Source organism: Clostridium sp. Marseille-QA1073 (assembly GCF_054863625.1).
Window position 1 is genome coordinate 160212 of record NZ_JBSVQM010000001.1, and the last position, 21606, is coordinate 181817.

At 29.5% G+C, this 21606-nt stretch carries 16 protein-coding genes; 15 read left to right on the forward strand and 1 reads right to left on the reverse strand.

Going from position 1 to position 21606, the window contains the following annotated elements:
- Window positions 1–3 precede the first annotated feature (3 nt).
- From ACY1IQ_RS00710 to ACY1IQ_RS00775, 14 genes are all read left to right on the forward strand, one after another.
- Window positions 4–1830 carry an ABC transporter ATP-binding protein gene (locus tag ACY1IQ_RS00710; protein ID WP_461612140.1) on the forward strand — a complete coding sequence of 609 codons (1827 nt, stop codon included), beginning with the start codon at window positions 4–6 and terminating at the stop codon, window positions 1828–1830.
- A gap of 426 nt (window positions 1831–2256) precedes the next feature.
- Complete coding sequence (locus ACY1IQ_RS00715) at window positions 2257–2460, forward strand: hypothetical protein (RefSeq protein ID WP_461612141.1); 204 nt, start codon at window positions 2257–2259, stop codon at window positions 2458–2460.
- A 525-nt stretch (window positions 2461–2985) separates the two neighbouring features.
- Complete coding sequence (locus tag ACY1IQ_RS00720; RefSeq protein ID WP_461612142.1) at window positions 2986–4923, forward strand: KUP/HAK/KT family potassium transporter; 1938 nt, start codon at window positions 2986–2988, stop codon at window positions 4921–4923.
- Window positions 4924–5528: 605 nt separating this feature from the next.
- A complete protein-coding gene (locus ACY1IQ_RS00725; RefSeq protein ID WP_461612143.1) occupies window positions 5529–5999 on the forward strand; it encodes a hypothetical protein in 471 nt (156 codons plus the stop codon).
- 171 nt (window positions 6000–6170) lie between these two features.
- Window positions 6171–6854: a cytochrome c biogenesis CcdA family protein gene (locus ACY1IQ_RS00730; protein ID WP_461612144.1), complete on the forward strand. Its 684-nt coding sequence runs from the start codon at window positions 6171–6173 to the stop codon at window positions 6852–6854.
- Window positions 6855–6875: 21 nt separating this feature from the next.
- On the forward strand, window positions 6876–7454 hold the full coding sequence (locus ACY1IQ_RS00735) for a TlpA family protein disulfide reductase (protein WP_461612145.1): 579 nt from the start codon (window positions 6876–6878) through the stop codon (window positions 7452–7454).
- A 21-nt stretch (window positions 7455–7475) separates the two neighbouring features.
- Window positions 7476–8153 (forward strand): response regulator transcription factor, encoded by a 678-nt coding sequence (locus tag ACY1IQ_RS00740; RefSeq protein ID WP_461612146.1) that lies wholly within the window; start codon window positions 7476–7478, stop codon window positions 8151–8153.
- Between the two features lie 136 nt (window positions 8154–8289).
- Entirely contained in the window at window positions 8290–9543 is a 1254-nt protein-coding gene (locus tag ACY1IQ_RS00745; RefSeq protein ID WP_461612348.1) for a sensor histidine kinase, read from the forward strand.
- Window positions 9544–10276: 733 nt separating this feature from the next.
- Entirely contained in the window at window positions 10277–11011 is a 735-nt protein-coding gene (locus ACY1IQ_RS00750; RefSeq protein WP_461612147.1) for an MBL fold metallo-hydrolase, read from the forward strand.
- 164 nt (window positions 11012–11175) lie between these two features.
- Window positions 11176–11814, forward strand: coding sequence for a Vat family streptogramin A O-acetyltransferase (locus ACY1IQ_RS00755; RefSeq protein ID WP_461612148.1), 639 nt, complete (start codon window positions 11176–11178; stop codon window positions 11812–11814).
- A 171-nt stretch (window positions 11815–11985) separates the two neighbouring features.
- Complete coding sequence (locus ACY1IQ_RS00760) at window positions 11986–12363, forward strand: cytidine deaminase family protein (RefSeq protein ID WP_461612149.1); 378 nt, start codon at window positions 11986–11988, stop codon at window positions 12361–12363.
- Window positions 12364–12518: 155 nt separating this feature from the next.
- Window positions 12519–12791 carry a CD3324 family protein gene (locus ACY1IQ_RS00765; protein ID WP_461612150.1) on the forward strand — a complete coding sequence of 91 codons (273 nt, stop codon included), beginning with the start codon at window positions 12519–12521 and terminating at the stop codon, window positions 12789–12791.
- A gap of 316 nt (window positions 12792–13107) precedes the next feature.
- Window positions 13108–17769: an SdrD B-like domain-containing protein gene (locus tag ACY1IQ_RS00770; RefSeq protein WP_461612151.1), complete on the forward strand. Its 4662-nt coding sequence runs from the start codon at window positions 13108–13110 to the stop codon at window positions 17767–17769.
- 1063 nt (window positions 17770–18832) lie between these two features.
- Window positions 18833–19735, forward strand: a complete 903-nt coding sequence (locus ACY1IQ_RS00775) for a GNAT family N-acetyltransferase (protein ID WP_461612152.1) — start codon at window positions 18833–18835, stop codon at window positions 19733–19735.
- Window positions 19736–19845: 110 nt separating this feature from the next.
- Here the strand turns inward: ACY1IQ_RS00775 and ACY1IQ_RS00780 are convergent, their stop codons facing one another.
- Window positions 19846–20799: a helix-turn-helix transcriptional regulator gene (locus ACY1IQ_RS00780; protein ID WP_461612153.1), complete on the reverse strand. Its 954-nt coding sequence runs from the start codon at window positions 20797–20799 to the stop codon at window positions 19846–19848.
- 147 nt (window positions 20800–20946) lie between these two features.
- Here ACY1IQ_RS00780 and ACY1IQ_RS00785 point away from each other — a divergent pair, with 147 nt between their 5' ends.
- Complete coding sequence (locus ACY1IQ_RS00785; protein WP_461612154.1) at window positions 20947–21471, forward strand: dihydrofolate reductase family protein; 525 nt, start codon at window positions 20947–20949, stop codon at window positions 21469–21471.
- The last annotated feature ends 135 nt before the right edge of the window (window positions 21472–21606 follow it).

Below are 21606 nucleotides of genomic sequence, written 5' to 3' on the forward strand. Positions count from 1 at the left end.
TTTATGAAGAAGGATAAAAATAAGAAGAATGATACAATGGCATTCAGTGAGGATATTCCTCAAAATACAAAAAAGACTATTAAGAGACTAATGAGACGATTAAAAACGCAAAATAAAAAGCTAATAATTGTAGGTATATCTGCATTACTAAGCAGTGCATCTTATGCAATTATGCCACTTATGGTTGGAGCAGCTATTAATAATCTACTAAATGCAATTCGTAGCTTTGATGGTTCTGTGAGTGCTATATCAATAGTGGCACATGCACTAGCTATGCCAGTTTTGATGTTAGTACTAACATCTATTGTTAGTAGTTTGCTTTCTTATATTCAGCAATATATAATATCCAGCGTTGGTGAAAATTTAACTCTATCACTACGTAAAGACATTAGCGAAAAAATAAATAAACTTCCACTGAAATACTTTGATTCATATAAAACAGGAGATGTTATGAGTAGAGTAACAACTGACCTTGAAAAAGTATCCCTAGTAATGCAAGTTGGATTTATGCAGTTTATATCTTCTTGCTTTATAATTGTACTTACCATTATTGCTATGGTTATCTTAAATCCAAAGTTATCTTTTTTAATTTTTATATTCATTGGAATTAGCGCAATTGCAACAAATTTCGTATCAAAATTGAGCCAACGTTATTATGCAGATAATTTTGCTGCCATGGGTGATTTGAGTGGAAAAATTGAAGAAGTATATTCTGGCAATCGTATTATAAAGGTATTTAATCAACAAGAGGATATGATTGAAGAAGTTTCAGAGCTTAACAAAAAGCAACTTGAAGCAAATAGGAGGGCTCAGTTTGTTGATTTTGCTATATATCCAACTATAAGGCTTTTAAATCAACTAGGTTTTGTAGTAACAGCTATTGTAGGTGGAATAATGACACTTAATGGACAGATTTCCTTAGGTGGAATTCAGGCATTTTTACAATATGTAAATCAGGTTTCTGAGCCTATTACCCAAGCTTCTTATGTTATTATGTCTCTACAATCTGCTATTGCTGGAGCTGAGAGAGTTTTTGAACTATTAGATGAGGAGGAAGAAATTATAGATAATACGGCTAGTACATTCCTAAAATCTAATGGTAGAGTGACTTTTAAGAATGTAAAGTTTGGTTACACACAAGATAGAACTTTAATAAAGAGCCTAAATCTGGAAGTAAAGCCTAATGAAATGGTGGCTATTGTTGGCCCAACAGGTGGAGGAAAAACTACATTAATTAACTTGATTATGCGTTTTTATGAATTGAATGGAGGAGCTATATCAATTGATGGGGTTAATATTACTGAAATTTCTAGAAGCACATTGCGTCGACAGATTGGTATGGTACTTCAAGATACATGGCTATTTGAAGGTACAATAGCTGAAAATATTGCTTATGGTAAGATGGATGCTACACGAGAAGAAATTATAGCTGCTGCAAAAGCAGCCTGCTGTGACCATTTTATTCGTACACTCCCAGAAGGATATGATACTGTAATATCTAGTGAGACATCTAATGTTTCTCAAGGACAAATGCAGCTTTTAACTATTGCTCGTGCTATGCTGACTAATCCAACAATTATGATATTAGATGAGGCTACTTCAAGTGTAGATACAAGAACAGAAGTAGAAATTCAAAAAGCTTTATCAAGGCTTATGAAGGATAAAACAAGTTTTGTCATAGCTCACAGATTATCAACTATCCAAAATGCAGATATGATTTTGGTTGTTAAAGATGGAGATATTGTAGAGAGAGGAAACCATGAGAGTCTTCTAGCACAAAATGGTTTCTATGCTTCTCTTTATTACAGCCAATTTGAAGTAGCAAATTAAATATTAAATATATAATGAAGAGTTTATTTATAAATTAGGAACCTTCTAGACAGTGAAAAATATTTAAAACTTCTATAAACCTATTAGCTGGTTGCTTTCTTGGTTATAAATGGTTTTATATTTATAAAATAAATTAACATATTAAAAGCCATATTTAAAAGGAACCTAATTATTAATTTAAGGGCATATTGCTCAGGATTTCTTATTTCTAGAAGAGTAAATGAATTTTGCTCTGCTCTCTGTGCTTGCTGGGTAGAAAGTTTATAACAGGACTAAAGAATTTAATTAATGAAAAATAAGACTTAATTATCAGTATTAATGGTAATTAAGTCTTTATTATTTAAGAGGATTTATGAGGTATTTATTATGTGTAGGAAGTATTAAAAGAGGGAAATTTACAGTGAAAATCAATGAGGTAATTAAAAAGTGAAGATAGAAGAAAGTAAAAAGATGTTAAAGAGAGTTAATTTAGTATCAGTAAAACTTATTAAAGAAGGTTCGATTTTGTATGAACCAAGAAGAGTTTCAAGTTCTAAAGATGCTTTTGAATTAGGGAAGGAGTTTCTAATAGATAGTGATAGGGAGAGGCTTATACTAGTTTGTTTAGATAATAAGAATAAAGGATATTAATAACATACATGATAAGAACTATAAGGGTTTATTAACCAGTAAGGATATATTTGAAAATCTAATCAAATCTTTTATAAATAAATTATGGAGTAAAGAGATAAAGAAAGAAAATCTTGAACTTGTAAATAAGTAATTTATTTTATCAGATTATGAGGAATTAGAATCTGATAGTTTATATAAAACAAAAATTGGTGAAGGAGGATTATGAATATATTAAGTTAGGGGGAAGTATGAGAAATGCTGAAGTTGAGGAAGGAATATGTGATTTTAAGGTTAATGATGTAGAGAAACATTTTTAATGGAGAAAATATATTTGTTTTATGTAATGGGAATAAAATTGTGGCAGTTTAGAGTTTAACAGGATGATATAAATTATAGAAAATTCAATAGAAAATCAGTATCATGCGAAAAAGTTATAAACTATAATAAAATTTGTATTTGCAGATATAGACATTGAAATAAGTGAGGACTATAATTATTTGAATAGATTTATTTTAGGACAATATAGGAGGAACTTATAAAAAAATGAGAAAAAAAATTAGTATAGCATCTCTTCTAGTAGCATTAGGTATTGTATATGGAGATATAGGTACATCACCACTCTATGTTATGAAATCAATGCTTGGAGTAAATAATGGATATGTATCAAAGGAACTTATTTTAGGCGGAGTATCTCTTGTGGTTTGGACGTTAACACTTCAAACAACAATAAAGTATGTAATGATAACTCTGCAAGCAGATAATAAAGGAGAGGGAGGTATATTTTCATTATATACTCTTGTAAGAAAAAGGGCTAAATGGCTGATTATACCGGCTGTTATAGGAGGAGCAACATTACTTGCTGATGGGATGATTACACCACCTGTAACAGTAACATCAGCAATAGAAGGTTTAACTTTAGTTTTTCCAATAGAAACAAGAAGTATAATTATAATTGTAATAAGTATATTAACAGCGTTATTTTTACTTCAAAGATTTGGAACAGATGTAATAGGAAAAATGTTCGGACCTATGATGGTTATATGGTTTTCAATGTTAATAATTCTAGGATTTAGTCAAGTACTGCAATATCCTCAAATAGTAAAGGCCTTAAATCCTTATTATGGCATTAAGTTGTTAGTAACAAGTCCTAGAAGTGTATATATTTTAGGAGCAGTATTTCTTTGTACTACTGGAGCAGAAGCGCTTTACTCCGATCTTGGACATTGTGGTAAAAATAATATTCACTATACGTGGGTATTTGTAAAAATATGTTTAATAATGAACTATCTAGGCCAAGGGGCTTGGCTTATGTTACGTGAAGGAAGCACAATTAAAGAAAATCCATTCTTTTTAATTATGCCAAGTTGGTTTATTATACCAGGGACTATAGTAGCTACTATTGCAGCAATAATTGCTAGCCAAGCACTTATAACGGGATCATTTACACTAGTTTCTGAGGCTATTAAATTAAATCTTTTTCCAAAACTTCAAGTTAGATACCCGAATGATGATAAGGGAAAGATTTATATACCAGCAGTAAATTATTTACTTTATATTGGATGTGTACTATTAGTTCTAAAGTTTCAGAAATCAGAAAATATGGAAGCAGCATATGGACTAGCAATTACAATAACAATGCTGATGACAACTATTTTATTATCTCAATATATAAGATTTAATAAACAAAAACCAATTATGTCAGTAATAATATTTGTTGTTTTTATGACAATAGAAACAGGTTTCTTATATGCTAATTTATTTAAATTTATAAATGGTGGATATGTGACAATTATAATTGCTGGAGCACTTATATTCCTTATGTATATTTGGATTTATGGTACAGTTATAAGAAAGAGGTTTAGTCAATATGTTGATATATTATCTTTTAGCAAATACTTTAAGGCTTTAAAGGAGGATAAAGAAATACCACTTTATGCTACGAATATTGTATATTTGACTGAATCACAAAATTATAAGGAAATTGAAAGGAAAATAATTTTTTCTATTTTCAATAAGCAACCTAAACGTGCAAAGTTTTACTGGTTTATAAATGTTAGAGTAACAGATGAGCCATACACAAAAGAATATAGTGTAAAAACGATTGTACCAAATGAAGCATTTAGCATTCAATTTAATCTTGGATTCCGTATCGATCAAAAAATCAATGTTTTTTTACATCAAGTTATTCAAGAACTTGCTCGCAGTGGTGAAGTGGAATTTACTCCAAAGGACTATATGATTAGTAATAATGGAAAATGTGTTGTGGGAGATTTTAAATTTGTATTATTAGAAGAAATACTTTCTAATGAAAGTGAACTTTCTAAGTGGGACAGTTTTATTACAAGTACAAAGTTATTAATTAAAAAATTAACTGTTACACCAGCAAAGTGGTTTGGAATAGATACTAGTAATGTTGAAATAGAGAAGGTTCCTATTATTATAGGAAATAGAGAAATTTTAAAATTAACAAGGATAAGTTAAAAAGTTAAACCTAACTTTTATCACAATAGATAGAAATAAATGTCGAGGTGCTAAGGGTAACGTACGGCCTCAATCATAGAAAAAATCCATAATCTTTAAGGTTGTGGATTTTTTACTTTAACTATAAAATATATTTTTAATTTATGCCATTCTTAAGCTTCTTGATGTAGGAATAAGAAACTTTTTATAAGTTATAAAATAAGTATTAATAAAGATGTAGAAAACAGGAGCAAATAAAAAAATGAAAAGTTAAATAATCAGTATTGATAAGAAATTAGCATAGGAGTAATATACAATTAAAGTAAAAAATGTAACAGAGTCCATGATAATATTTAAAGATATGAGAGATTTATGGGGCTCATAATGAAAATTTAATTTATGCATAATTTTAATTTCCATAATAAAATTTTTACAATGAATTAAAAATTAAGAATGAATAATGAAGAATTGCGGTTAAAACTCCACCGTCAAAACCTTTAGAGTTTTCTAAAATGTAGTTTTAATCATAAAAAATATAAAGAGCATTTATTATAGAAGAATAAATCTTCATAATATCAACAAGTAAGGTAGATATTATTTTATTATAGAGCAAGAGGAGTGATGCTATGAGGGTAAAAATCTTAACAATATTAGGAGCAATTATATTGATTTTAGCTACAGTAGGTTTTTACATATTTAACAATGAATCTAAAGCCTTATCACATAATAAAACAGAGAGCATTAAAAAATTTGATGAGGTATATAGTAGTGAAATAAATAAGAGTTATGATGGAAGTTACTTAGATACAATAGTAACTATGGTTGACATTAAAGAAGAGTTTAACATAAAAATCAATGATATTAATAAGGATAGTGAGGTAATACTTATTAATTCGTCAAATGGAGAAAAGCAGGATATGACTTATACGGAAAATAATGAATTTGTTTTAACTACTAAACTTGATGAAGGTGTAAATTATGGTATTCTTATGGATAATAAATTAATTGGTGGTATAAGGGTTGTAAATGGATTAGATAAAGCGGATAAAGAAAAAATATATGAAGAAATAATGCAAAGTTTACAGTGTGGGATTTAGGCACCTTCAAAAAATAACTAATCAGTATACTAGTCTATTTTTCGCCATACTGCGTCAACAGAACTTCCTCATAGCTTAAACTATAGGGGAAGCCTGTTTCCTTGTCTAGCATAAAATAGACGTCGCATCGTTGACTAGTTATTTTATTTCAGATGCCTTAGGAGGGAAATTATGAATTATATATTACTATTTTTAGAAGGGATAATAACCTTTATATCTCCTTGTATATTGCCTATGATTCCAATATACGTTTCATATTTTGCCGGAGGAGATATAGATAATAAAAATTATAAAAACAGAGCATTAATAAGTTCAATAGCATTTGTTGCAGGATTTACCTTTGTGTTTACCTTATTAGGTGTAGCAGCTGGAACAGTAGGTGTCATTTTCAATAAATATATGAGGGAGATAAATATAGTATCAGGGACTATTATGGTAATATTTGGACTGAATTATTTAGGGATAATAAATATAGGATTATTGAATAAAAGCTTTAAAATAGATAACCCAACAGGAAATAAAAAATCCTCTATTATGTCTGCAATATTATTTGGAATGATCTTTGGAATTGGATGGACACCATGTGTAGGACCATTTCTAGGATCAGCCCTTATGATAGCATCAAATTCCACTAATGTATTTATGGGAGCATCAATGTTACTGATTTACAGTTTAGGTCTTGGAATACCATTTATATTATCAGCACTTCTAATAGATTCTTTGAAAACTACTTTTGATTTCATAAAGAGAAACTATAAGACAATAAATAGAATATCAGGAGTTTTCCTAATTGTTATAGGGGTAATGATGATGACTGGCTATTTAAACCTATTACTATCAATATTGACATTTTAAAATATAAAGGGAGTGATAAATTTGAAAAATAATAAAAGATATATATATATAAGTGCTATAATGTTAGTTTTACTTGTAGGGGTTAAATTTGGATATGATTATTTATCAAGTAATTACAAGAGTAATGGAGCTGGTAATGAAGCTAGTGATAATGTATCAGATGAAAACTCTAGTTTTCAGCCAGCAGTAGATTTTACAGTTTATGATAAAGATAATAATAAAGTAAAGTTATCAGAATATAAAGGGAAGAAGGCTGTAGTAGTAAATTTTTGGGCAAGTTGGTGTTCTCCATGTAAGTATGAGATGCCGTATTTTCAAGAAGCAACAAATAAATATAATAATGAGGATTTAGAAATACTAATGATAAATGTTACAGATGGAATGAGAGAAACTAAAGAGTCTGCAGAGGGGTTTATGGAAAAAGAAGGATATAATATGAACGTTATGTTTGATATAGATCTTGATGCAGCTAACAAATATCAATTAAATGGTATTCCAAGAACGATATTTATAGATAAAGAAGGAAATTTAGTGTATGATCATGTAGGAATCATGGATGAAGAAATGCTTAATGAAAATATAAATAAGATAATTAAGTAAGTACCCATGGAGGTATAATTTATGAAAGAAACTATACTTGTTATAGATGATGAAGTTAAGATAATAGAAGTTATAAAATTGTACTTAGAAAATGAGGGATATACTGTAATACAGGCTACAAGTGGGATTGATGCATTAAAAAAGCAAAGTGAGTTTAATCCTGATTTATTAATATTAGATTTAATGTTACCTGATATATCAGGTGAAAAGGTATGTGAGCGCATAAGGGAAGAATCTGATGTACCGATAATTATGTTAACTGCTAAATCAAGTGAAGAGAGTATACTAAATGGATATTCAATTGGAAGTGATGACTATGTAACAAAACCATTTAGTCCAAAGCAATTAGTAGCGAAGGTTAATGCAGTTTTGAAAAGAGTTAAGGGAAATCAAGGTGAAAACTTAATTTTTAATAATGAATTAATCATAGATATTGTTAATAAAAAAGTAGAATACAATAATAACGAGATTGTATTAACTGCTTCAGAATATAAAATATTATCTATACTAGCTAGAAATCCTAATAGAATATTTTCAAGGGAAGAGTTAATGGATTATATAAGTAGAGATAATATTTGTATTTATGATAGAATAATTGATACTCATATAAAAAATATAAGAGCTAAACTAAATCAGGATAGTAAAAATCCAACCTATATAAAAACTATTCGTGGTATGGGATATAGGTTTAATGTTTAATAAATTAAGATATAGAGTAAGTCTTATTTTTATATTATTTTCATTGAGTATCATATTTTTAGTAAACATAGTAAATCATTATTACATTGAAAAGAAATTTAATGTATATACTAGTGAAAAAATACAACAGTCAAAAATGGAGATTAAAAATAAAATATTAAATGCATACAGTAATAATTCATGGGATAAGAAAACTATTGAGAACATAGGAGCGGATGCAATAACCGCAGGATTGCTTATAACAGTTAGAGATAAAAATGATAATATTATATGGAATGCAAGAGACTATGATAATATTGTATGCGAGAAGATTTTAAATAAAATTATAGAAAATACTAATAAAGTAAGTCCAGGTATAGAGATTAAAAATACATTTGATAAATTTGACATAAAACAAGGTGAAGCTTCAATAGGAAAATTAGAAATTGAGTATATAGGTCCAATTTATTATGAAGATTCAGATGTTATATTTTTGAAAATGCTAGATAGAATATTATTTATACTAGGCCTACTATTTTTTATTATATCTATTATAGTAGGATGGTTATTGTCTTATGCTATTAGTAATCCTATCTTAAAGGTAATAGATGCAACAAATCTTATATCTGAAGGGAATTATTCTAGGAGTATAAAAGAAGATTACAGTATATATGAAATTAATAAACTCGTAAAATCAATAAATATGATGGCAGGAGATTTAGATAAGCAAGAAAAAATAAGACAAGAGCTAACGAAAGATATATCACATGAGCTTAGAACTCCTATAACCACTATGCAAGCACAACTTGAGGCAATAATGGATGGTCTATGGGAACCATCTCAAGAAAGATTAAAGAGTATATATGATGAACTTCAAAGATTAAATAGATTAACTGTATCCATAGAGGATTTATCAAGATGTGAGGGTAGTAAAATAAGGTTAAATAAATCAGAAGTAGATTTAGAGACTGTAATAACTACAATTTTAACAAATTTTGAAAAACAGTTATTAGATAAAGATATAAATTTACAAGTAGATCTTAGGCCTATAAATATTATGATAGATAAGGATAAAATAAGCCAGGTAATAATTAATATTATCTCAAATGCTATTAAGTATACTCCAAATAAAGGAGAGATATTTGTTAGCTGTTTTACTAAATTTGATGATGTATATATATCTATAAAAGATAGTGGAATAGGTATAAGTGATGAAGATAAAGACTATATATTTGAAAGATTTTATAGAACAGATAAGTCAAGGACTAGAGAAACTGGAGGAGTTGGAATAGGGCTTACAATATCAAGAGAAATAGTCAAGGCTCATGGTGGCAGTATAAATGTATATAGTAAATTAGATGAAGGTAGCAACTTTATAATAAAACTTCCAATAAAATTTTCTGGAACATAATATTTGAGTTTAATTTTTATATCAATCTATAAGACACTCTTACTTTTAGCATGAAGGAGTGTCTTTTTGATTTTTCAAATATATAATCCTTGTTGACAATGAAAATATTTTATTATACAATCAATTTAAAATTTGGTTATATGAAAAGGAGATTTAAAAAGATGATTTTATTTGCTCTTAACTAAACTATTAAAATTAAATAGTTTGAAATGCTTTTAAAGTTCTATACTAGAGCTTTATTTAATTATGCATTTTAAGAACAATATCATCTATTGAACTCTTTTATATAAAAATAAAATAACTATAAATGTACATATGTATAGACGTACTACTTCTAGATTTAATTTATAGATTTAGATAATGCGTTATTAAATTATTAAAATTCTACTTTATACAATTGAGAATTGACTATCAACAATTGATTTCTTTTTCGCGTGACACAGTCACTTGTATTAAAAAATCTATTTAAGAAATTAGTTTGATTAAAACTAATTTCCACCTTAATTGTCAATTGTCCATTTTCAATTTTCCATTGATTAAAGTTGTGAATTGCAATATTTAATGGCGTAGCTATATTCAGTTATACATTAGTTTTTAAGGTATTACATCTATATATTGTGTATTAAGTTTTATTTGAATATTAGAAGATATTTATATAAATAAAATCCCCATGGATGATATTGTTCATCTATGGGGATTTTTTAGCTTTATATTAAAAAAGGTGGGATGTTTTATGGCATTAACAAAAGTTACAGAAAGGATTTATTTCCTTGAAAATGACAAAGAAGCGGATAGACCGTTAATTGGATACATTAAAGGAGATAAGTATTCTTTAATGGTGGACGCAGGAAACTCGAGAAATCATGTAAAAAAATTTAATGACTCTATAGAAGAATCAAACTTAAGATTACCAGATTATGTGGCTATTACTCATTGGCATTGGGATCATACTTATGGAATGAATGCAGTTACAGGAAAAACAATAGCATGCGAAATAACTAATGAAAGATTAAAGGTTATGTCTAAATGGCAATGGACGGAAGAAGCAATGAACGAACGTCTTTTAACTGGAGAAGATATTGAATTTGCAGATACAAATATCCGTAAAGAATATAAAATTCTTCAGGATATAAAAGTTATACCTGCTGATATAGTTTTTAAAGATGATTTAGAAATAAATTTAGGAGGATTAGTAGTTATTTTAAAAAATGTTATTGCACCTCATTCAGAAGATTCTGTTATAGCCTATGTGCCTGAAGAAAAAGTAGTATTTATAGGAGATGCTTACAGTATAGATTTTTATAATAACTACAAGTATGATTCAGTTAAATTACAAAGCTTTATAAATATGTTGGAGAGCTTAGAGTTTGATACTTGTTTCTTAGGGCACTCATCACCTCTAAAAAAGACAGAGATCATTGAATATTTAAAATTACAATATAAGAAAATCTCCACAGGTAATGATTAAATGATGGAGAAGAGATAAGTAAATAATACAGAGAAGATGGAATTTATGTAAGTGATATATAACTAAAGAGAAAATAATATAGTTTAATCATTTGTTATATATATTTGTGATTAAAAAGAAGTAATAGTAAAAAAATAGATTTAATTATAAAGGAGGCAAGATATATGAATAGATTTGGCCCAAATCCAAACAGTATTTATCCTAATGAAAATATAAAGAGTATTTGTTATATAAAAAATGTTATAAAGAATCCTAATATTCAGGTTGGAGATTACACTTATTATGATGATATAAATGGAGCAGAAAAATTTGAAGAACATGTAACTCATCATTATGAATTTATAGGTGATAAACTTATTATAGGCAAGTTTTGTGCAATAGCAAAAGGAATAGAATTTATTATGAATGGTGCAAATCATAGAATGAAATCTATAACCACATATCCTTTTAATATCATGGGAGGAGGCTGGGACAAAGCAGCACCTACTCTTGAAGATTTACCTATAAAAGGTGATACTGTGGTGGGTAATGATGTATGGATTGGACAGAATGTTACAGTAATGCCTGGTGTGCATATTGGAGATGGCTCAGTTATTGCTGCTAATTCTGTGGTAACAAAAGATGTTCCTTCATATCATATTGCTGGAGGTAACCCCTGTAAAATTATAAAAAAGAGATTTGACGACGAATTGATTGATTATTTATTAAAATTAAAATGGTGGGATTGGACTGAGGAAAAGATTTTTAAAAATCTTGAAGTGCTTTGCAGCTCAGATTTAGATAAAATTAAGTCTATTAAATAACTTTTAAAGTAAGAACAATATTTTGATACAAGAAATTTAAAATAGTAGATATAATTTCTACTATTTGTATTTACTACTGAAATAAAGGAACGCTATATTGATGAAAAACATATAAACTAATATAATATATATTAATTTAAATATAAAAATTTATTTGAAAGGATTATAATTATGAATTTTAATGAATTATATGATATTGCAAAAAATACATTAAATCCTAGAGAACTTTCTAAAAACTCTTATGCTGGTTCTGTTGCGGCAGCTATTTTGAGTGAAAGTGGAAAAGTCTATACTGGAGTATGCATAGATACACCTTGTTCTATGGGATTTTGTGCAGAACATGCTGCTATTGCATCTATGATTACTGCTGGAGAAAATAGAATAACAAAAGTAATTGCAGTATATGAAGATGGAACAATAATTCCACCCTGTGGAAGATGTAGAGAGTTTATTTGCCAAATCCATGATGAAAATTATAAATGTGAAGTAATGATAAAGAAAGATATAATACTTACTATTAATGATTTATTACCATCTCGATGGGAATAGAATTAATCTATAATTTAAAAGGAAAAAAAGGAGACAATTATTTATGAGAAAACTTATTATTAACACATAGCAAAGGCTATTGTGTTAAAAACATAATCAAGAAAATAGCCTTTGTTTAATCCTAAGTAAGAAAAGTTAAATTTAGGAGGAACATAATGTGCTATATTAACGCTCAAGATATATTTCCCCAAGAGATAATTGACCTAATCCAGCAGTATGTGGATGGAAAGTATATATATATTCCTAAAAAAGAAGGCAATAGAAAGAAATGGGGAGAAACAACTAATATAAGAAAAGAAATTGCAATTAGAAATACAGCTATTTATGAAGAGTATAATAGAGGTATTTGTAAAGAATCTCTTGCTACCAAGTATTTTTTATCAGAAAAAAGTATAGAAAGAATTATTTTACAGGAAAAAAGAAAATAATTGATTTAGGCATCTGAAAGAAAATAATAGACCAAATATGCTAACCATACTGATCTATTATTTTCTTCAAGATGTCTTAACGAGTCATAAGCTAGCTTTATATAGTTTATGGCTCATTTTTATTTAATAAAAATTTGTAAGATTGTTTTGGAAAAAGTACTTAGATAAGATATGAAATAAACTAATTAATTATAGTTTTTAAAGTCTAAAAAAGTAGAAAACTAGCGAAAATCATAATCAAAAGAACATACCAATGCATAGTATATATCATAAAAAATATCATTATATAGTTGTGATGATAAAATGAGGTGATATTATGGCGACAGTATCAGGTCGCGTTATATTTGATAGAGATAGAAGTGCTACAATTAATGCAGGAGATTCAGGTATAGCTAATGTACCTGTAGTATTACAAAATATAGTAACAAATGCTAGACTTGTAGTTCTTACAGATGCTAATGGAAATTATTCATTTATAAATGTACCAAATGGTGATTATAGAATTGTACAATCCTTTGGAACACCTGGAGGCGTTCCAACACCAGGAGATTTCAATAACGCAGTAGTTGGACCTGTTCCAGTAGGGACAAACCCTCCAATAAGCTTTGCAACGAATCCTCCACCAGGCTCAACTAACCTAGATTCATTAACACCAGATACACTTTTAGTTACTGTAACTGGTACGAACTTAACAAATGAAAATTTCCTTGATGGTCCAGTTATATATACACCTATACAAAATATACTAGATCCATGTGTGTCAGTTTCAAATGTAAATCTTATTAATGTTGCTGATAATGGAACATTTGGTTTTTTCCCTCCAGGTACTCCTGCTAATACGGGTGCTCCAGTTGAACCTTACCCAGGTGTAACTCCAGATTTTACCTATGTATTGCCGGATCCAACTAAGTTTACACCTATTGGTGGTGAATATACAGTACAAAACATTATGACTAATGCAATGAGTAATGAAATAGGTGCTTGGTGGCGTATTGCAGACCATACTACAGGTAATGAAACAGGAAGAATGATGGTGGTAAATGGTTTTAATCCAGGGGCTGTTTTTTTTAGAGATGTAGTTTCAGTACAGCCTAATACAAACTATTTATTTAGTTCTTGGATTTTAAATCTATTTAAAGTAACAGGATATCCAAATCCTGAGCTTGGTGTACGAATACTTGGTTCAAATGGCGATGTACTATATAGTGCAACATTGGGAGCCCAGATTCCCGTTAATACAAATGCTCCAGAATGGAAACAAATAGGTACTGTAATCAATTCACAAAATAACACAAGCTTAACGGTAGAATTTTTAAGTGAAGGGCCAGAGGTTATTGGAAATGATTATGCTATAGATGATGTATCATTAAACGAAGTTCAGGTTCCTCTATTTATACCTGTAAAAACTATTAGTACCCCTGTTGCAAGTGTTGGGGAAACAGTAACCTATACAGTAACATTAGAAAATACTTGTACTAGCCCTTTAACAAATGTATTTTTTAAAGATAACGTACCCAATGGATTATTATTTGTGGCTGGTAGCGTAACAGTTAATGGAGTATCAGAGGAATCATTAGATCCTAATATTGGATTTACTATACCGAATATTCCAGGAGGTTCTACTGCTACTGTAACTTTTGATGCTGTAGTTAATACTGTTCCAACCCCTAATCCAACCATTAATACAGCAACAATAAATTATTCTTATACACCTGTAGAAGGGGGAATAGAAAACAATTTTACTGTGAATTCTAATCCTGTACCACTTGAAGTTAGGGCTCCTGTAGTAGCAGATATTTCAGTTATAAAAACAGGAAGTCCAAACCCAGTAATGTCAGGAGAGACTTTGACCTATACAATTGATGTATCAAATCTTGGACCATCAGATGCCCAAAATGTTGTTTTAACGGATGCTATTCCACCTGAAATAACAGGAGCAGAATTCTCAACAGATGGAGGAGCAACCTTTAGTCCATGGCCAGGGAGTCTTAATATAGGAACATTATTAAATCAGGAAACAAGAACTATTTTAATAAGAGGAACAGTAGCTTCAGTAGCTCCAGGTTTCATAACTAATACTGCGATTGTAGCATCGACAACACCAGATCCTAATCCAAGTAATAACACATCAACATCAGTTATAGAAGTTAACGAATCTACTCAAGAAGCAGATGTTGGAGTTTTTAAATCAGTAGGGCTGAATCCGGTACCTGCAGGAGGGATGGTAGTTTATCCGATTACAGTATCAAATTTTGGACCAGCAGATGCCCAAAATGTTGTTTTAACGGATGCTATTCCACCTGAAATAACAGGAGCAGAATTCTCAACAGATGGAGGATCAACCTTTAGTCCATGGCCAGGAAGTCTTGATATAGGAACATTACCAGCTGGTGAAACAATAAATATTTTGATAAGAGGAACAGTGTCACCATCAGCTACAGGGATTATAAGTAATACTGCAGAGGTAAGTTCAACAACACCAGATCCTAATCCAAGCAATAACACATCTACGGTAGATGTGGAAGTTATTGCTCCTGTAGAAGCAGATATTTCAGTTGCAAAAACAGCAAGTCCAAATTCAGTAGCACCAGGAGCAGTGCTAACCTATACAATTGTAGTAGCGAATGCAGGACCATCAGATGCGCAAAATGTTGTTTTAACTGATAGTATTCCATCTAGTATTATAGGACCAGAATTCTCAACAAATGGAGGAGCAACCTTTAGTTCATGGCCAGGAAGTCTTAATATAGGAACATTACCAGCTGGTCAAACAAGAACTATTTTAATAAGAGGAACAGTGTCACCATCAGCTACAGGAGTTATAGCCAATACTGCAACTGTAACTTCATCAACACCAGATCCTAATCCAGGCAATAACACATCTACAGTAGATGTGGAAGTTATCCCGGTTGTAGGAGAAGCAGATGTTTCAATTGTAAAGACAGTAATTCCAAATCCAGTAATGCCAGGAGGAGTGCTAACTTATACACTTGTAGTATCCAATGCAGGACCAAATGCTGCAGAAAATGTAGTGTTAACTGATAATATTCCACCTAGCATTATAGGGCCGGAATTTTCAGTAGATGGAGGAGTAACGTTTAATCCATGGACAGGTTCTCTTAGTATAGGAACCTTACCAACTGGAACTTCTAGAACTATTTTAATTAGAGGAACAGTAAGTTCATCAGCTGCAGGAACTATAACTAATACAGCAAATGTAATTTCAACAACACCAGATCCTAATCCGTCTAATAACACATCGACAGTAAATATAGAAGTTATTCAAATACCAGGAGAAGCAGATGTTTCAGTTGTAAAGACAGCAAGTCCAAATCCAGTGATGACAGGAGGAGTGTTAACTTATACACTTGTAGTATCCAACGCAGGACCAAATGCTGCAGAAAATGTTGTTTTAAATGATAATATTTCATCTAGCATTATAGGACCAGAATTTTCAGTAGATGGAGGAATAACATTTAATCCATGGACAGGCTCCTTTAATATAGGAACCTTACCAGCTGGAAGTTCTAGAACTATTTTAATAAGGGGAACAGTAAATTCATCAGCTACAGGATGTATAAATAATACAGCAATTGTAACTTCAACAACACCAGATCCTAATCCGCTTAATAATGTATCATCTATATGCATAGAGATAGCGCCTCAAGCAGAAGCAGATGTTTCAGTTGAAAAAACAGCAAGTCCCAATCCAGTAGCACCAGGAGGAGTGCTAACCTATACAATTCTAGTAGCGAATGCAGGACCATCACATGCACAAAATGTAGTGTTAACTGATAGTATTCCATCTAGTATTACAGGAGCAGAATTCTCAATAAATGGAGGAGTAACATTTAATCCATGGCCAGGAACTTTTAGTATAGGAACATTACCAGCGGAAGCATCAAGAACTATTTTAATTAGAGGAACAGTATCAGGATCAGCTACAGGAACTATAACTAATACAGTGAATGTAACTTCGACAACACCAGATCCTAATCCATTTAACAACACATCCACAGTAATTACAGAAGTTACTCAAGTACCAGGAGAAGCAGATATTTCAGTTGTAAAGACAGCAAGTCCAAATCCAGTAGTGCCAGGGGAAGTACTAACTTATACAATTGTAGTATCTAATGCAGGACCATCAGAAGCAGAAAATGTTGTTTTAATTGATGATGTTTCATCTAGCATTATAAGGCCAGAATTTTCAATAGATGGAGGAGTAACATTTAATCCATGGGAAGGCTTCTTTAATATAGGAACATTACCAAGTGGAAGCTCTAAAACTATTTTAATTAGAGGAACAGTAAATTCATCGGCTACAGGATGTATAGCTAATGCAGCAAATGTAACTTCAACAACTCCGGATCCTAATCCACTTAATAATATATCGGCTATATGTATAGAGATAGAGCCTGAGCCATCAGCAGATGTTTCGGTTGAAAAGACAGGGAGTCCAAATCCAGTAATGCCAAGAGAAGTTCTAACTTATGTAATTACAGTATCCAATAAAGGACCATCAGATGCAGAAGATGTAGTGTTAACTGATAATGTTCCATCTAGTATTATGGAACCAGAATTTTCAATAGATGGAGGGGTAACATTTGATCCATGGCCAGGAACTCTTAGTATAGGAACATTACCAGCTAAAAGCTCTAGAGTTATTTTAATTGTAGGAACAGTAAGGTTATCTGCTAAAGGATGTATAGTTAATACAGCAAAAGTAACTTCAACAACACCAGATCCTAATCCGTCTAACAACACATCATCTGCATGTGTAGAGGTTTGTAGGTGTACTAATAAATGTTCTAAATGTGATAAATGGTTTGAATGTGATGAAGGTTTTGAAAGTGATGAAAGTGATAAATGTCTCGAATGTAATGAATGTTTTAAATGTAATCAATGCGGAAAAATTAGGAAATGTAATAAGTGTGGAAAAAATAAAAATTGTAATTGTATAAGAAATGGTTTTTGCTAAAAAATAGAAATACAAAATTAAGCATATATTTTTAATAACAGATGAGAGTATCAACAAAAGTTATAGGTATTTTTTAAAAGGGTGAAAAGTTTTGCTTCTTAAATATGAAAGTATAAAGGGGATGTATCAAAATTTATTTTGATACTTTCTGATAAACAAAGAGGAGGTTCGAGTTCGAACTTCCTTTTATACATAATAATATCATGAAAAACTTTAAAAAATGTGATACATATGCAACAAATAGGTTTTCAAGTAAAGATAGAGATTATATTTAGTTGTGAACTAGAAGAGTCTTGTAGTAAAGATATAAGTTTTTTACCCACGGTAAGGAGAACCGTATCATAAATAAATATGATTTTTACTAAAGTTAGATGAATATATGGTGATAAGGTAAACTTTGGAATATCCCATGAAACTTAACTATATAATTAATTAAATGAAGAGATTGTTTCAAAACTAAGAAATTAGTTAAGGAACAGTCTTTTTTATTTAATAGTGTAATTTACACTATTAAGTAATAAGAAATAAATACTATAATATTTTTTGTAACCATTTTATGGAACTGGCGGAATGTAGGAGTTACGCAGGCGTATATGTTGGTTGTATTTTTAAAAATGAATATTTGAACAGGATTTTTTAGTTATAGGGTCCCTTAATGAAAATTTAACTTATGCATGGTTTTAATTTACATATAAAATTTTTAATTATTAATTCTTATTATACAGTAGATAACAATTGTATTAGATATAGTTTATGTGCTAAAAGATGTCCGGTAAATAATATTACAATGGTCGAAGGTAGCAAAACTGAAATCATCATTGTGAATTATGTGTGGCATGTACTCAAAGTTGTCTAAAGAAGGCAATTGCTTATAAAGGTAGGATGAGAAAAAGAAAACAATATTTAAATCCTAATGTAAAATTGTAGGTAATGAGTTATAAGCTAGCTTTATATAGTTTATGGCTTATTTTTGTTTAATAAAAATTTGTAAGGTTGCTTTAAGAAAAACACTTAGATAAGATAAGAATATGTATGTCTATAAAATTAAGGAGAAAATAAAAATATGAGTGAAGTTTTATTAATAGATGGAAAAAAATATATTTATAAGTGTAATTACAAAGATGACGTCACATTAAGAAATAGTTTTAATAGCTTAACAGAAAAAACTTATGGTTTTAATTTTGAACAATGGTACGAGGATGGATATTGGGGAGATAAGTATATACCATATTCCTTATTAGATGGAGATAAAGTAGTGTCTAACGTTTCAGTAAGTATTATAGATTTTTTAATTTTAGGAGAGCAAAAGAGATATGTACAAATTGGAACTGTTATGACAGATGAAGATTATAGAGGACAAGGATTGTCCAGAGCGCTTATGGAATTAATCTTAAAAGAATGGGAGGATAAATGTGATCTTATCTATCTTTTTGCTAATGATAGTGTTCTTGACTTCTACCCGAAATTTGGATTTGATATATGTAATGAATATCAATACTCAATAAACAAAACTAAAGAGGAGAAGACGGAGAAGATAAGAAAGATGAGTATAGATAATGATAGTGATAGAGAAATTATTTACAATATGGCTTGTAATACAATATCTTTCTCAAAAGTTTCTGTGAAAAATAATACATCTCTTATAATGTTTTATTGCACAAATTTTATGAAGAATAACATTTATTATCTTGAGGACTATGATACGGTAGTTATATGTGAATTTAATGAGGATATTTTATATTTACAAGAAGTGCTTAGTAGGAAAGAAGTAAAGTTAGATAATATTATCAATGCAATGATGAATGAGAAAACTCAAAAAGTAGTTTTGGGATTTACTCCAAAGGATATTTCCTCTTATGAAAAAACTTTAGTAAATGAGGAAGATACTACTCTTTTTATTAAAATAGGAAAAGATAATCCATTTAAAACAGGAGACTTAATGTTCCCTGTATTATCTCATGCATAAATGATAAATAGAAGAGGCGAGGTGTTTCTGATAACCCATGCATTTGAACCATGAAACCACCATAATACATAAATGTGTTGTGGTGGCTTCTTATTTGCATATGTTTAATTTTAATTATCATATAGTTTAATTACTTCAGAAGCTTTTATTTTAATTTCATTAATAGCTTCAATAGGTTTAATTATCTTTATATTTTTACCATATGTAAAAGCAAATTCAATGCCTTTCCAAATATCATCAAAATTTATATCTAAATAAATTTCATTATCTTTTACAACTTCATTATTTATAGTTATAAATTTTCTTTCTTTTATATGATTTATAATAGAAGAATTAACCTTAAAAGTAAAAGTATATTTAGGAATTAAAGATTTAAAATTACTTGTAGATGATTTCCAATGAGCTTCTAAATTGAAATCACTTGGTCTGTCAAAGTGCTCATCTATCAAAAGGGCATTTTCTATAGAGGTTACTTTATAGGTTTTGATAACTTCAGCGTTAATTCCAATTAAATACCAAATACCTCTTTTACATACTAATCCTAATGGATTTAAGATTACTTCTTTTGTTTCATTAATTTTTTTATATACTATTTTTAATACTTTATGATTCCAAATAGCATTTTGCAATACAGAAAGAATATCTTTATTTACATTAGTAGGATTTTCACTCCAAGTATGCATATCTATGTAAATATAGTTTTGAATATTTTCAATTTCTTTAATTTGATAAGGAGAGGAATTACCTAAGAGCTTAAGTATTGTAGAGTCTTTAAGTTTTTGAATTCCCAAGTCTTCTAAAATTTTATCACCAGTTGGGAGAAATAGTGAGTAAATTTCGTCATCATTTATTCCGTTTAAAGAAGTTTTATAATCTCCTAAAAGCTTTATTCCTCCGTTTGTTCCTCTATCACTAAATATAGGTATTCCAAGGCTGCTTAAAGATTCCACATCTCTATAAATAGTTCTAACAGAGACTTCTAATCTTTGAGCCAACTCATTGGCTGTTAATTTTTTATGTATTTGTAACAACATTAATATAGAAATTAATCTATCTGCTTTCATATTAAATATCTCCTTTTCAATATGACATAAGGTGTCAACTATTATAAGTTATAATGTATCTTGTATCAAGTAGAAATTCTGAATATAAAAAGTTCTACTGACAAATAATTAATATATTTAAAAGTATAAGAAAGTGAGGGGAAAGATATGAGCAGAAAGATAATACTAAATTTAGCAATAAGCATTGACGGATATATAGCATCAGAAGATGGCGGATTTGATTGGATAGTTGGAGATGGCGATAATAAACTAGATACCGAAAAAAAGTGGGATTATGATGAATTTTTAAATGGTGTAGATGTTGTAGTTATGGGGAAAAACTGTTATGACCAAAACTTCCATAATGATTTTAATAATAAAAAAGTATATGTAGCAACATCACAAAAATTACAAGATCATAACAATATACATTTCATAAATGGTGATATATGCAAAGTAATAGAAGAAGAAAGAGAAAAAGAGGGTGAAAATATATTCTTATTTGGTGGTGGGGGTCTCGTAGATAATTTCATTAAAGCAGATATTATTGATGAGTATGTAATTGGAATAATTCCTACGATATTAGGAAAAGGCAGACCACTATTCCTTGGGAATAATCCTAAGATAGATTTACATTTAGAGCAGTATAGTATGGATAATGGGATTGCAGTATTAAGATATTCAAAGAGATAAATATATTATTAAGAAATGCGCAAAGAAATCAATGAATATAGATTTTTTAATTATAGAATTAATAAGTAATAATTGCATTATAAGTTATGCTTTAATTCCACTAAAAACCTCCACAGAAATGTGGAGTTTTTTTAA